General features: G+C 69.7%; 13 protein-coding genes. 8 read left to right on the forward strand and 5 right to left on the reverse strand.

Going from position 1 to position 13,045, the window contains the following annotated elements:
- Nucleotides 1-6: 6 nt before the first annotated feature.
- From ACFXMV_RS18835 to ACFXMV_RS18845, 3 genes are all read right to left on the reverse strand, one after another.
- Entirely contained in the window at nt 7-1,053 is a 1,047-nt protein-coding gene (locus ACFXMV_RS18835; protein ID WP_378498590.1) for a DNA polymerase IV, read from the reverse strand.
- 30 nt (nt 1,054-1,083) lie between these two features.
- Nucleotides 1,084-1,626, reverse strand: a complete 543-nt coding sequence (locus ACFXMV_RS18840; protein ID WP_378498589.1) for an MmpS family transport accessory protein — start codon at nt 1,624-1,626, stop codon at nt 1,084-1,086.
- A 220-nt stretch (nt 1,627-1,846) separates the two neighbouring features.
- Nucleotides 1,847-3,667, reverse strand: coding sequence for an FAD-dependent oxidoreductase (locus ACFXMV_RS18845; protein WP_378498588.1), 1,821 nt, complete (start codon nt 3,665-3,667; stop codon nt 1,847-1,849).
- Between the two features lie 171 nt (nt 3,668-3,838).
- Between ACFXMV_RS18845 and ACFXMV_RS18850 the strand changes: the two genes are divergently transcribed.
- The 3 genes from ACFXMV_RS18850 to ACFXMV_RS18860 all read left to right on the forward strand — a co-directional run bounded on the left by ACFXMV_RS18850 (nt 3,839) and on the right by ACFXMV_RS18860 (nt 6,803).
- On the forward strand, nt 3,839-4,597 hold the full coding sequence (locus ACFXMV_RS18850) for a phosphoglyceromutase (protein WP_378498587.1): 759 nt from the start codon (nt 3,839-3,841) through the stop codon (nt 4,595-4,597).
- A gap of 191 nt (nt 4,598-4,788) precedes the next feature.
- Nucleotides 4,789-6,117 carry a sensor histidine kinase gene (locus ACFXMV_RS18855; protein ID WP_378503455.1) on the forward strand — a complete coding sequence of 443 codons (1,329 nt, stop codon included), beginning with the start codon at nt 4,789-4,791 and terminating at the stop codon, nt 6,115-6,117.
- Nucleotides 6,114-6,803 (forward strand): winged helix-turn-helix domain-containing protein, encoded by a 690-nt coding sequence (locus ACFXMV_RS18860; RefSeq protein ID WP_378498585.1) that lies wholly within the window; start codon nt 6,114-6,116, stop codon nt 6,801-6,803. Before ACFXMV_RS18855 ends, ACFXMV_RS18860 begins: the two co-directional genes overlap by 4 nt.
- Nucleotides 6,804-6,871: 68 nt before the next feature.
- On the opposite strand, the gene ACFXMV_RS18865 is transcribed toward ACFXMV_RS18860, so the two are convergent.
- Complete coding sequence (locus ACFXMV_RS18865) at nt 6,872-7,645, reverse strand: hypothetical protein (RefSeq protein ID WP_378498594.1); 774 nt, start codon at nt 7,643-7,645, stop codon at nt 6,872-6,874.
- A gap of 66 nt (nt 7,646-7,711) precedes the next feature.
- Here ACFXMV_RS18865 and ACFXMV_RS18870 point away from each other — a divergent pair, with 66 nt between their 5' ends.
- Genes ACFXMV_RS18870 through ACFXMV_RS18880 form a run of 3 tightly spaced genes read left to right on the forward strand, consistent with a single transcriptional unit; the run spans nt 7,712 to nt 10,968 of the window.
- The gene (locus ACFXMV_RS18870) at nt 7,712-8,665 is read left to right on the forward strand and encodes a hypothetical protein (protein ID WP_378498584.1); all 954 of its coding nucleotides are present in this window, start codon (nt 7,712-7,714) and stop codon (nt 8,663-8,665) included.
- The gene (locus ACFXMV_RS18875) at nt 8,662-10,083 is read left to right on the forward strand and encodes a hypothetical protein (RefSeq protein ID WP_378498583.1); all 1,422 of its coding nucleotides are present in this window, start codon (nt 8,662-8,664) and stop codon (nt 10,081-10,083) included. The genes ACFXMV_RS18870 and ACFXMV_RS18875 overlap by 4 nt, the downstream gene beginning before the upstream one ends.
- Nucleotides 10,084-10,095: 12 nt before the next feature.
- A complete protein-coding gene (locus tag ACFXMV_RS18880) occupies nt 10,096-10,968 on the forward strand; it encodes a sugar phosphate isomerase/epimerase family protein (RefSeq protein ID WP_378498582.1) in 873 nt (290 codons plus the stop codon).
- 4 nt (nt 10,969-10,972) lie between these two features.
- On the opposite strand, the gene ACFXMV_RS18885 is transcribed toward ACFXMV_RS18880, so the two are convergent.
- On the reverse strand, nt 10,973-11,389 hold the full coding sequence (locus tag ACFXMV_RS18885) for a hypothetical protein (protein WP_378498581.1): 417 nt from the start codon (nt 11,387-11,389) through the stop codon (nt 10,973-10,975).
- A 106-nt stretch (nt 11,390-11,495) separates the two neighbouring features.
- Between ACFXMV_RS18885 and ACFXMV_RS18890 the strand changes: the two genes are divergently transcribed.
- Nucleotides 11,496-12,137, forward strand: coding sequence for a MerR family transcriptional regulator (locus tag ACFXMV_RS18890; protein WP_378498580.1), 642 nt, complete (start codon nt 11,496-11,498; stop codon nt 12,135-12,137).
- Nucleotides 12,134-12,994, forward strand: coding sequence for a thioesterase family protein (locus ACFXMV_RS18895; protein ID WP_378498579.1), 861 nt, complete (start codon nt 12,134-12,136; stop codon nt 12,992-12,994). The genes ACFXMV_RS18890 and ACFXMV_RS18895 overlap by 4 nt, the downstream gene beginning before the upstream one ends.
- Nucleotides 12,995-13,045 lie beyond the last annotated feature (51 nt).

Here is a 13,045-nt window from a genome sequence, read left to right on the forward strand (position 1 = left end):
TGCCGTTCACCGCGGCGCCATCTCGAGGCGAACACCCAGCAGGCGCACCTCCCGTTCGTGATCGAGACGCTCGGTCAGCGCGGCGGCGGCGTCCGCGATGATCCCGACGTCGAGCGTCGGTTCCGCGAGCGGCCTGCCGGTGGTGTGGGTGTCGAAGGGGGCGTAGCGAACCTTCAGTGTCACCCGCACCGCGGGCCGCTGTTCGGTCCGCAGGTCCTCGGTGACGAGCACCGCAAGGCGGCGGACCTCGTCGGCCACCGACGCCGGATCGTCGAGGTTGTGTTGGAAGGTGATCTCCCGGCTGTGTGAGCGGGCCACCCAGGGTTCCGCGGTGACCACCTCGTCGCCGAGGCCGCGTCCGAGTCGGTGCAGCCACGGTCCGGTGGCCGGACCCAGCGCCGCCGCGAGATCGGAATCCGTGGCGTCGGCCAGCTCCCGGACCGAGTTGATGCCCAGGGCGGCAAGCTTTTTCGCGGTCTTGCTGCCGACACCCCACAGCGCGTGTGTGTCGCGGTCGCCCATCACCTCGAACCAGTTCTCCGCGGTGAGCCGGAACAGGCCCTGCGGCTTGCCGAAACCCGTCGCGATCTTGGCGCGCAGCTTGTTGTCGCCGATGCCAACCGAACAGTGCAGGGCGGTCGCCGCGAACACCGCCGCCTGTGCCGCCCGCGCGAACGACTCCGGGTCCTCGGTCGCCACGCCGAGGAACGCCTCGTCCCAGCCCAGCACCTCGACGATCGCGTCCAGTCCGCGCAGAGTGTCCATCACCGTTCGGGATGCGGCGGTGTACGCCTCGCCGTCGACGGGGAGGAACACCGCGTCGGTGACGCCCCTGGCAGCGATCTTGCGTGCCGCCACTCGCAGCGGCATGCCGGAGCCGATGCCGAATTCCCTGGCCTCGTACGACGCCGTCGACACCACACCGCGCTCGGTGGGATCGCCGCGACCGCCGACGATCACCGGCCGCCCGCGCAGCTCGGGTCGGCGCAGCACCTCCACCGCCGCGACGAACTGGTCGAGGTCGACGTGCAGCACCCAGCGGTCGCGGACCATGCACCTCAGTGTGCGCTTGGGACGTCGGTCCTACTCGGCAGTCCCGCTACAGGACACGACCGCGAACTGCCCCGTTGAGGTCTGCTCGCTGATCACTGTGCTGCCCTGGCGGACGGTGCAGGTGATCGTCGTCGCGGACTCGCCGGCCTGGGCGGTGAGGGACACGATCTTCAGCCCGGAGACCGTCACGTTGCGGCTCCACGGTAGGGAGGCGCCGTTGTCCTGCGCCGTGTTCGCGGAATCGCCGCTGGTGTAAGTGATGCTGCTGGCGGTCGGACCGTCACTGGTCACTTCGTAGGTGACACTGACCACTTCGTTGAGTTCCTTGTCGATTTCGTTGGCGGCGCCGCCGAGCAGCGCGGCGCAGCCCGCGAACGCGAGAATGCAGACCAGGACAATGCCACCGAGAATCCACGGCCACTTCTTGCGCTTGGCCGGCGGCGGCTGCTGCTGGTAGTAGCCGGGCGGCGGGTATTGCCCGGGCGGCGGGAACTGCCCGGGTTGGCCTCCCTGGCCGCCGCCGGGCGCTGGGTACTGGCCTGGGTGTTGAGGATCTTGCGGGGGAACGGACATGGCAGCGCTCCTCGGCTCGACGCCCGGCCTCGGAGAGGGACCGGTGCAGTTCGGAAATGATCACATGGGTGAAACCGTGCAGACCGAAAGCTTGTGATCCGCCGCGCTTCTGAGACCGAAATGTCACATTCGAGAAGGTTGCACGTTTCGATTGCCGAATCAGCGTGGAGGTGGCCATGTTCCGGGATGCTGGCGGAGGCAATCGCGTGGTCGGCGGCGTTCACGTCGCCAGAATGTGCGGAAGTCCGGCGGCGTAGCGCTGCGCGTCGAGGGCCCGCATCGGGGCCAGCTCCGCGGGTTCGTGCAGCCGGAACATCGCGCACGGACGGGCGGGCGAATCGGCCGCTTCGAGCAGCGCGTTCACCGCGGCGCGGGCGGACTCGTTCGCCGATTCCATTGTCGCGAGGTCGATGTCGGTCTTGACGTAATCGCCCGCGAGGAACAGGTTCGGGATCGCGGTGCGCGCGTCGGGACGGTTGGCACGCGACCCGACCGTGTTGATCAGCAGGGGAGTGGCGTTGGTGTTGGCCTGCAGCGCGGGGTCCCAGGCAATGCCCGGGTCGAGGAACCAGGAGGCCAGATCCGCGTCGCGAAGGACCGGCGTGCCACCGTCGTTCAGCTGCGACGCCATCTGTGCCCAGACCTCCCGGGCGATCTCGTCGCGGGTGCACGCCTTGGCGGGCCTGCCGTACAGGATGCCGGGCGTGTCCCAGTCCGAGATGTCCACCGACAGGCAGTCCGCGACCGTGCCGTCGCCGTACCTGGCGGCGAAATCGCCGCGCCAGAACTGAGCCTGGCTGATCGAGGTGAGGGCCCACGGGGACCCCAGGTACGCGACGTGGCCGTTCGCGATCGGGATCCTGCGGCGCAGGAAGTACTGGATGCCGACCATCCAGTCGACGGTCAGCCTGTTCATCAACTCCAGTCGCGGATCGGCGGTGAGGATCTCCGGCGTCCACAGCGCGGTCGCGCGCTCGACCGGCATGGCCGCGACGAACCAGTCCGCCTCGACGGTGGAGCGGGCGCCCGCGGAATCGCGGAGCCGCACGGCGGTGACCCGACCGCCACTCAACTCGAGTGACTCGGCCGTCTGGCCCATCTCGAACCGAACCCCGAGGGCGCGCAGATGGTCGGCCCATGGGTCGATCCAGGCCTCGTTGGTCGGCGCGTTGAGGAGCCGGTCCAGGTGCCCGTACTCGGGAACCATCCCCGAGGCGTTGAGGACAAAGGCCTGGCCGATGATGCCGATCGTGCGGGTGGAGACGGTCGCGGGCCTGGCGGCCACGAGCTGCCGGGTGAGCGCGGACACCAGCACATTTCGGTAGGCCTCGGATTTGCCGTCGACCTCGAGGGTCTGCGACCAGGTGCGCTGTTCCCACTCGCCGTCGCGCCGCTCGAGGCTGCTGGTGAGAAAGCGGACGAGCTGACCGAGGAACACGTTCATCTCGTGTGGCGGGATCGAGCCGCCGAGGTCGAACATGGCAGCCAGGGAGGTACGCAGCGAGTTCGCGTCGTACAGGTCCAGTCGCGGGACCGCGGACGCAGGCGCGGTCAGGTCCGGCGCGCCCGGCCTCGCGAGGAGAAAGCCGGATCCGGCCACCAGGTTGTCGAGCACGCCGTTCGGGTTGCCGGGGAACGGAATTCGCCTCATCGTCTCCGGGATGTGTTGGTAGAAGCCGGGGAAGAAGCGGAAGCCGTGTTCGCCGGGCAGATCGCTGCGCCCGCCCGTCGCGGTGCCGGGCGAGGGGATGCTGCGGGCCTTGCCGCCGAGGGCCGTCGGCTCGTAGACCGTCACGGAGAACCCGCGTTCGATCAGTTCGTGGGCGGCGGCCAGCCCCGCCATGCCGCCCCCGAGGACGGCGACCGACGCGCCTGCGGTGCGCAGCATCGGGGTTCGGCGGGCGGCCGTCGAGGCTCCCGCTGTGCCCCCGCCTGCGGCGGACAACAGTCCGGCGGCGCCGAGTCCCGTCAGTATCGAGCGCCGGGTGATCCCCCTGTGATCCCCGCCGCGTCGTTCCCGTTGATCGCCGGCCTCATGCATTGGACCCCCATCCAATGCGGGCATCGAGGGGATGCCCGCCTCACGATCACATATATTACATATTTGATTGTGAGAATTGGCACATTTCGAGTGCCGGTGCGCCGGAGTGTGGCAGGCATGGCGAGCCGACCCGGGCACGGGCGACGGGCCGCGCATGCCAGGATTGTCCGCATGAGTACCGGAACCCTTGTGCTGCTCCGCCACGGCGAGAGCGAATGGAACGCCATGAACCTGTTCACCGGCTGGGTGGACGTGCCGCTCTCCGACAAGGGCGTCGGGGAGGGCAAGCGGGCCGGCAAGCTCCTCAAGGAGCATGACCTGCTGCCCGACGTGCTGTACACCTCGGTGCTCCGTCGGGCGATCAGCACGGCGAACATCGCCCTCGACGAGGCCGACCGGCACTGGATCCCGGTCGTGCGGGACTGGCGCCTGAACGAGCGGCACTACGGCGCGCTGCAGGGCAAGAACAAGGCGCAGACCAAGGCCGAGTACGGCGACGACCAGTTCATGTTGTGGCGCCGCAGCTACGACACCCCGCCGCCGCCGATCGAGGCGGGCAGCGAGTACAGCCAGGACGCCGACCTGCGCTACGCGGGCCTCGAGGACGTGCCGCTGACCGAGTGCCTGCTCGACGTGGTCAAGCGCCTCATCCCGTACTGGGAGGAGACGATCTCCGCGGACCTCAAGGCGGGCAAGAACGTCCTGGTCACCGCGCACGGCAACTCGCTGCGTGCCCTGGTCAAGCACCTGGACGGCATCTCGGACGAGGACATCGCCGGGCTGAACATCCCGACCGGCATCCCGCTGCGCTACGACCTGGAGGTCGCGGCGGACGGCAGCCTCACGCCGCTCAACCGGGGTGGCACCTACCTCGACCCGGAGGCCGCTGCCGCCGGCGCCGCCGCGGTGGCCAACCAGGGCGCGAAGTAGCAGTTTCGATGTCGGCCCGGGTCCCCGTCGTCACCACGACGGGCAACCCGGGCCAACGCCGGAGCGGAGCCGGCGGAGCGACCCAAACTTCTGGTGAACAGCCGGAAAACGGGGCGCCGCGGGCCCATGACGTGCAGTGAAATGCCTCCACCCTGCGTCCGTCGGGCTTCACGCGACCGTACGATTGCGCTGTGAGTGTTGTTCAGGCCGTGCTCCTGGCCGTGGTCGCCGCCCTGGGCGGATACCTGGTCGGCGGGGTGCTGGTCCCCTTCCTGAAGAACCGGTTCTCCAGACGTGAGGCCGAGCAGGCCGGCCTGACCATGTCCCAGGTCCTCGACCTCATCGTGCTCGCCTCGCACAGCGGCATCGCGGTGGTGGACCGGTTCCACGACGTGGTGCTGTTCAATCCGCGCGCCGAGGAACTGGGACTGGTGCGCAACCGGACCGTCGAGCAACGGGCCTGGGAGGCCGCAAACCGGGTGCTCACCACCGGAGTGCCGGTCGAGATGGACCTCAGCATCAAGAACCCGGCCCGTGGCCGGAACAAGATCGCGGTGCGCGGGGTCGCCCGGCTGCTCAGCGAGCAGGACCGACGGTTCGTGGTGCTCTTCGCGGACGACGACTCCGAGCAGGTCCGGATGGAGGCCACCCGCCGCGACTTCGTCGCGAACGTCAGCCACGAACTCAAGACCCCGGTCGGCGCGATGGGGCTGTTGGCCGAGGCGCTGCTCGAATCGGCCGACGACCCGGAATCGGTGCGGCACTTCGGCGAGCGGGTGCTGTCCGAGTCGAAGCGACTGGGGAACATGGTCACCGAACTCATCGCGCTCTCCCGCCTGCAGGGCGCGGAGAAGCTGCCCGATCTCGAGGTCGTCGACGTGGACGAGGTGGTCGAGGAGGCCATCCGCAGGTCCAGGCTCACCGCGGAGGCAGCCTCCATCACGGTCACCGCCGACCGGCCCAGCGGCCTCGAGGTGCTCGGCGACCGGACCCTGCTCATCACCGCGCTGTCGAACCTGGTGGAGAACGCGATCGCGTACTCGCCGCAGGGGTCCCCGGTGTCGGTGAGCCGGTCGCGGCGCGGGGACAAGGTCGCGATCGCCGTCACCGACCGCGGGATCGGCATCGCGAGCGAGGACCAGGAGCGGGTGTTCGAGCGCTTCTTCCGGGTGGACAAGGCGCGGTCCCGGTCCACCGGCGGCACCGGGCTGGGCCTGGCGATCGCGAAGCACGTCGCGGCGAACCACCACGGCTCGATCACGCTGTGGAGCAAGCTCGGCACCGGATCCACATTCACGCTGCACATTCCCGGGCACGAAGAACTCTCCGACGACACGGAGGCGGTACCGGCGAGAAGCGCGACCTCGGGAACAAGCGTTCCGATCCGGTCCGCGACTCCGGTGCCGATCACCGATGCACCGCAGGCGCCGGATGCGGCATCAGCGGCGGACAAGACCGAATCGATCGATCACGAATTGACGCAGCACGAGGCTGCGACGAGTTTGGAGGCAAACCGGTGACGAATGTGTTGATCGTGGAGGACGAGGAGTCGCTCGCCGACCCGCTGGCGTTCCTGCTCCGCAAGGAGGGGTTTGAGGCGACGGTGGTGGGGGACGGGCCGTCCGCCCTCGCCGAGTTCGACCGGTCCGGAGCGGACATCGTCCTGCTCGACCTGATGCTCCCAGGGATGAGCGGCACCGATGTGTGCAAGCAACTCCGGGCGCGGTCGGGGGTGCCGGTGATCATGGTGACCGCCCGCGACAGCGAGATCGACAAGGTCGTCGGCCTGGAACTGGGCGCCGACGACTACGTCACCAAGCCCTACTCGGCCCGCGAGCTGATCGCCCGGATCCGGGCGGTGCTGCGGCGCGGCGCCGACAACGACACCGACGACTCGATCGCCGACGGGGTGCTCGAGGCGGGCCCGGTGCGGATGGACGTCGAGCGTCACATCGTCCAGGTGAGCGGCAACCCGGTCATGCTCCCGCTCAAGGAGTTCGACCTGCTCGAGTACCTGCTGCGCAACTCGGGCCGGGTGCTCACCCGCGGCCAGCTGATCGACCGGGTGTGGGGCGCCGACTACGTCGGTGACACCAAGACCCTCGACGTGCACGTCAAGCGGCTGCGCTCGAAGATCGAGTCCGACCCCGCCAAGCCGGAACATCTCGTCACCGTGCGCGGGCTGGGCTACAAGCTCGAGGGGTAGGCGCTCCGCGCCCGTGCGCGGTTTGCGGGTCCACGGACCCGCTAACCGCGCACGGGCAGCGCAGCTGCCTACGCCTGCGCCGCGGTCGTCGCCGGGTGGACGGCGATCAGGCCGAGGCCTGCGCGGCGGCGGCAGTGTTTGGCCAGCTCCTCGTAGGCGGGCTTGCCGAGCAGTTCGGTCAACTCGGGGGCATAGCTCTGCCACACCGGCTTCGAGCCGACGTGCGCGTCGGGCGAGCCCGAGCAGTACCAGTTCAGGTCCTCGCCGCCCTCGCCCCATCCGCGCCGGTCGTACTCGGTGATGACGGTCTTGAGGATCTGCGAGCCGTCCGGCCGCTCCACCCAGTCCTGGGTGCGCCGGACCGGCAGCTGCCAGCAGACGTCGGGCTTCACCTCGAGCGGCTCGATGCCCTTACGCAGGGCCATCGAGTGCAGGGCACAGCCGATCCCGCCCTCGAATCCGGGCCGGTTGAGGAAGATGCAGGCACCCCGATATCTCCTGGTGCGCAGCGCGGGCTCGTCGTCGAGGTCGTCCTCCTCGACATACCCCTTCTTGCCCAGACCCTTCTCCATGAACTGCCAGTCCTGCGGAGTGAGCAGCTTCACTGACCGGTCGAGCTTGTCCTTGTCGTCCGCGTCGGAGAGGAAGGCGCCGTGTGAGCAGCAGCCGTCGTCCGGACGGTCCGGCACGGTGCCCTGGCACGCGGGGGTGCCGAACACGCAGGTCCAACGCGAAAGCAGCCAGGTCAGGTCCGCCACCACGAGATGTTCCGCGTTGGCGGGGTCGACGAATTCGATCCATTCACGGGGGAAGTCGGGGCCGACTTCCGGCGTCGGCTCCATCTTCGGATGGGGCGCGGTATTGCCTGCTGTCACAGGTTCCGACGGTAGACCCAGTACCGTGGTCACGTGCGGTTAGGGGTACTCGACGTCGGAAGCAACACGGTTCATCTACTCGTGGTGGATGCCCACAGGGGCGCTCACCCGACGCCGATGAGCTCCACCAAGTCGACGCTGCGGCTCGCCGAGAACACCGACGACCGCGGCGACATCACTGGGCCGGGGGCCGACAAGCTGGTCGCGGCGGTACAGGATTTCGCGAGCATCGCCTCGACCTCGGGGTGCGGCGAGCTGATGGCCTTTGCCACCTCGGCGGTCCGCGACGCCAACAACTCCGAGGCGGTGCTGGCCCGCGTCCGCGACGAGACGGGGGTGGCGCTGGAGGTGCTGTCCGGCGTCGACGAGGCCCGGCTGACCTTTCTCGCGGTGCGGCGCTGGTACGGCTGGAGCGCCGGCCGGATCCTGAACATCGACATCGGTGGCGGCTCGCTGGAGCTCACCTCCGGCGGCGACGAGGACCCGGACGTCGCGTTCTCGCTGCAGCTCGGTGCCGGACGGTTGACCCGGGACTGGCTGCAGGCCGACCCGCCCGGCAAGCGCAGGGTGGCGGTGTTGCGGGATTGGCTCGACGCCGAGCTGGTCGAACCGGCCAAGGCCCTGCGTGCTGCCGGGGCGCCGGACCGAGTCGTCGGTACGTCCAAGACGTTTCGGTCGCTGGCGCGACTCACCGGGGCAGCGCCCTCCGCCGCCGGACCCCGGGTGCAGAGGACACTGACTGCGGGCGGTCTGCGTCAACTGATCGCGTTCATTTCTAGGATGACGACGTCGGACCGCGCAGAATTGGAGGGGGTGAGCTCGGATCGGTCGCAGCAGATCGTGGCGGGCGCACTGATCGCGGAGGCAAGCATGCGGGCACTGTCGGTGGAGTCGCTGGAGATCTGCCCCTGGGCGCTGCGTGAGGGACTGATCCTGCGGAAGCTGGATACCGAGATGGGCGGAGAACTGGTGGTGAGTGCTCGATGAGTGAAGGATCCGAGGACACCGGGCAGATCTCAGTTGCCGAGCTGCTCGCCAGGAACGGCCAGCAGGTCGAGTCGCGAGGTGGACGCCGTCGCAAGGGCGTGTCGGGTGGCGGGATCAGCGTCGCCGAGCTGACAGGTGAGATCCCGGTCATCAGGGCCGTCGAGGATTCGCGGCACATGCCCGAGGCGCCCGTCCTCCCGCCCGAACCCGTCGCGCCTCCCGTCCCCGTCCCACCGCCCGCGCCCGTCGCGTCGTCCGCGCCGGCCGCCCCGTCCCAGCCCGCGACGCCCCGAAGCCGACGCGCCGACCGGTCGCCGGAGCCCACCCCCGCTGCCGTCGATCCCCAGCCAACCCCGCCCCGGACCCGCCGCGCCGACCGGTCTGCGGTACCGCCGGTCGTCGCGCGCTACACCGTCCCCGAACGCGAGCGGCCCGCGGCCGCGCCGGTGTTGGAGCCGAAGGTCGAGACGCCGAAGGTAGAGCCGCCGAAGGTCGAACGGGTCGCCGCCGCGCCAACCCCCGTAACCCCGGCTCCCGACCCCTTCCCGCGCCCGGCCGCCGCAACCCCGGCCCCGGCGACACCGGCCGCCGCGACGCCCGCTCAGTATCGGGCGGCCGCGACACCCGACATCACGCCCGCGACACCGGTGCCCGCGCTGCCGCCGCAGTACCGGTCGCGCTCGAGCGCCTTCGACCTGGAGAGCTCCCTTCCCACGCAGGCCGACACGCCCAAGGTGAGGCCCGAGACCTCGATGCGCGCTCCGATCGCGGAGCAGCCGAAGACCGCGGCCATGCAGGCCGCGGATGTCCCGCGCCCCGGTTTCGTGCCGTACACCCCGATCCGTGAGCCGGCGCTGCTCTCCGGGTCCACCGTCGAGGGCGACCTCATGCGCCAGGCCAGGGCCGCCGGGACCTCCCGTCGGGAGACCCTGGACGAGGCCAAGGCGCTGGTGCACGTCACCGGTGAGATCCCGCGGGTCGTGGTGCCGAGGACCACCGCACTCAGGGAACCCGCGGTCGAGAAGCAGGCGTTCACCCGGTCGGCTCCCGAGGATTCGTCGCGCGAGGCCGTGGCGCTCAGGTCGGAGGAGTCGGCGGATCAGGCGCCAGTCGACTCCGTCGCGGCCGCAGATGCGACCTCCGGTGGCTCCGACCGGCAGGCGGCCCGCGAGTGGGCGGTACTGATCGGACAGGGCGTCGTCGCGCTGCTGGTCGGTGCACTGCTGTTCAAGGGCTTCGAGAAGCTGTGGGATGTGCTGCCCTGGGTGGCGCTGATCCTCGCGGTGCTCGTGATCGCCGGGCTGGTCGCGGTGGTCCGGATCCTGCGGCAGACCGACGACCTGGTGAGCCTGCTGATCGCGATCATCGTCGGTGTGTTCGTGACGATCGGTCCGCTGGCCTTTCTGCTCACGACCTGACCGAGGGTGGCGATGGACGGCTCCCATACCGGGACACGCAAGATACTCGTCGGACTATCGACGGCGTCGGTCTATCCGCAGAACACGGAGGCGGCCTTCGAGTACGCCGCCGAGCTGGGTTACGACGGCATCGAGTTGATGGTCTGGGCGGAATCGGTCAGCCAGGACATGGACGCGGTAAAGGCGCTGGTCCGCAAGTACGCGGTCCCCGTGCAGGCCGTGCACGCGCCGTGTCTGCTGATCTCGCAGCGGGTGTGGGGCGCGGACCCGGTCGCCAAGCTGGAGCGGTCGGTTCGCGCCGCCGAGGTGCTCGGGGCGCGCACGGTGGTCGTGCATCCGCCGTTTCGCTGGCAACGCAAGTACTCCGAGGGTTTCGCGGACCAGGTGCGCGAGCTCGAGGAGCGCAGCGACGTCGCGGTCGCGGTGGAGAACATGTTCCCGATGCGGGCCGACCGCTTCTGGGGCAAGCGCGGGAAATCGGCAGAGCGGCTCGAGAAGCGGGGCGGTCCAGGCCCAGGGGTGTCTGCCTTTGCGCCCTCCTACGACCCGACCGACAGCGATCATGCGCACTACACGCTTGATCTGTCACACACCGCGACGGCGGGCATGGACGCGCTCGAGCTGGCACGGCGGATGGGCTCGGGTCTGACCCACCTGCACCTCGCGGACGGGCGGGGTGCGTCGGTCGACGAGCACCTGATCCCCGGGCACGGCAATCAGCCGTGCGCGCAGGTGTGCAGGCACCTCGTCGAGAGTGGCTTCGACGGGCAGGCGGTCCTGGAGATCAACACCCAGAACGCGCGCACCCAGGCCGAGCGGTCGTCGATGCTCGCGCAGTCGCTGGCCTTCGCCCGCGAGCACCTGTCGGTGGGCGCGCGGTCCTAGAGGGTCAGAGCGCCCCGACGCCCGCGGCGATCACCGCGATCCCGGAGACGATCAGCCCGGCCACGAGCACCCCGAACCCGATCCACACCGAGCGGATCCAGGAATTGGGGCGCGCGGGATCCGCGCCGATCACGGACAGGAAGAACCCGGCCGGGACGAAGATCGCCGAGGAGAGGACGAGGATCGATCCGGCCGCCGACCACCCGGGCGAGACGCCTGCGGCCTGGGTGAGCAGTGCGACCACGAGACCCAGCGTGACGAGCACCCCGGCGTGCGCGTGCCCGGCGCGGAACATCGTCTTCTGCAGGGCGTTGGCGCCCTGTTTCCCGCTGACGATCCGGAGCATGAACGTGCCCCCGAAGGCGATCCCGACAACGGTGAGGAGGGTGACGCCGACGATGATCGTGAGGATGGGGTCCATTTCGAATCTCCTGTGTCGGGAGGTACTCTCGGGTGCCCGGATAGCAACACTATCCAGTGAGTTGGATAGTAGAAGTATCTAATCTATCCGTCAACAGGGAGGGTCGATGCGCGTCTCCGAGCTCGTCGAGCGGTCGGGTCTCCCGCTGGCGACGATCAAGTACTACCTGCGCGAGGGCGTCCTGATGTCGGGCGAACCGACCAGTGCGACCCAGTCCAGCTACGGCGAACAGCACCTGCGGCGCCTCGCGCTGATCAAGGCGCTGGCGGGGGCTGGGCTGCCGATCCACAAAATCCGCGCGATCATTCGCCTGATCGACGAGCCCGTCGGCGGGCTCTACGACACGCTGGGCCGGGCGGTGGCTACCCTGCCGCCCTACTCCGACGATCGCGAGGGCGACCCGGAGCGCGACTTTCCCCGCGCGCGCCGGGTGCTCGAACGGCTGGGGCAGGTCTACGACCCCGCCTTCCCCGCGGTCGGACAGCTCGAGCGGGGACTGAAGGCGGTCGAGGACGTCGGCATCCCGATCACCGACGAACGCATCGATGCCTACGGCAGGCACATCATGGGAATTGCGGAGGTGGACCTTGCGCTGATGCCGACCGGATCCACCCAGGCAGCCGTCGAGTACGCGGTGCTCGGCACCGCAATCCTTGAACCCGTGATCGCCGCGATGCGACGCCTCGCCCACCAGGACATCGCGTCCAGAAACTTTTCACCGCAGGACCCCCGAGAGGAAACCCGATGACCGAGACCGCCACCCTGACCTCGACCCGCCCGTTCGCGGACCTGACCGCGCTGACGGACCTGGGCGGCGGCACGTTCGGAGCGTTGATCGACCCGATCTGGACCATCGGCCCGAAGGTGCACGGCGGTTGCATGATGGCCGTCTGCGCGGCCGCGGCCCGCGACGTGATCCGGGCCTCCGGCGACGATGCCGCCGCGATGCAGCCGATCTCGGTGAGCGCCAGCTACCTCAGCGCGCCCGATCCCGGTGAGGTGCGGCTGGTCACCACCGTCCGCAAGCGTGGCAGGCAGGTGTGCCTGGTGGACGTGGACCTGATCCAGGGCGACAGGGTCGCGGTGTCCGCGGCCGTGACGCTCGGCGTTCCGGACGTCGGCGACCCGCGGCACCAGGAGTCGCTCGCGCTGTCCGAGCTGCCCGCCGAGCCGCCCGCCGACGCCATCCACATCACCCCCGACCATCCGATGGGGCAGATCGTGCACGTCGCGAAGGGCTGCGACCTCCGCGTCGATCCGTCGGCCGCGCTGTTCCTGTCCGGGCAGCAGGGCGATCCGGTGAACCGGATGTGGGTGCGGCCCTTCGCCGAGGACGAGGCCGATCCGGACGTCGCGGTGCTGTTCGCCCTGATGACCGGCGACATCAGCGCCCCGGTCACGATGAACCGCGGCATGTTCGGCTGGGCGCCGACGGTCCAGCTCACCACCTACCTGCGACGCCTCCCCGCGCCGGGCTGGCTGCGGGTGATGGCCAGCGCCACCGTGCTCGGCGACACCTGGTTCGAGGAGGACCATCTCGTCCTCGACGAGGCGGGGCATGCCGTGGTGCAGAGTCGTCAGCTCGCCATGATCCCGAAGGGCTGAGCCGCCGGACCTCTGTCGCAGGCGGCCGACGGCTGCATGGCAGGCTTGCGG

The organism is Rhodococcus sp. NPDC059179 (assembly GCF_042754885.1).
Taxonomy (GTDB): domain Bacteria; phylum Actinomycetota; class Actinomycetes; order Mycobacteriales; family Mycobacteriaceae; genus Rhodococcus_G.

Excerpts from the sequence above, each read along its gene's own strand:
- ACFXMV_RS18840 (WP_378498589.1), bottom strand. The coding sequence starts at position 1,626 with ATGTCCGTTCCCCCGCAAGATCCTCAACACCCAGGCCAGTACCCAGCG.
- ACFXMV_RS18835 (WP_378498590.1), bottom strand. The coding sequence starts at position 1,053 with ATGGTCCGCGACCGCTGGGTGCTGCACGTCGACCTCGACCAGTTCGTC.
- ACFXMV_RS18865 (WP_378498594.1), bottom strand. The coding sequence starts at position 7,645 with ATGGAGCCGACGCCGGAAGTCGGCCCCGACTTCCCCCGTGAATGGATC.
- ACFXMV_RS18895 (WP_378498579.1), top strand. The coding sequence starts at position 12,134 with ATGACCGAGACCGCCACCCTGACCTCGACCCGCCCGTTCGCGGACCTG.
- ACFXMV_RS18875 (WP_378498583.1), top strand. The coding sequence starts at position 8,662 with ATGAGTGAAGGATCCGAGGACACCGGGCAGATCTCAGTTGCCGAGCTG.
- ACFXMV_RS18850 (WP_378498587.1), top strand. The coding sequence starts at position 3,839 with ATGAGTACCGGAACCCTTGTGCTGCTCCGCCACGGCGAGAGCGAATGG.
- ACFXMV_RS18845 (WP_378498588.1), bottom strand. The coding sequence starts at position 3,667 with ATGCATGAGGCCGGCGATCAACGGGAACGACGCGGCGGGGATCACAGG.
- ACFXMV_RS18890 (WP_378498580.1), top strand. The coding sequence starts at position 11,496 with ATGCGCGTCTCCGAGCTCGTCGAGCGGTCGGGTCTCCCGCTGGCGACG.
- ACFXMV_RS18880 (WP_378498582.1), top strand. The coding sequence starts at position 10,096 with ATGGACGGCTCCCATACCGGGACACGCAAGATACTCGTCGGACTATCG.
- ACFXMV_RS18885 (WP_378498581.1), bottom strand. The coding sequence starts at position 11,389 with ATGGACCCCATCCTCACGATCATCGTCGGCGTCACCCTCCTCACCGTT.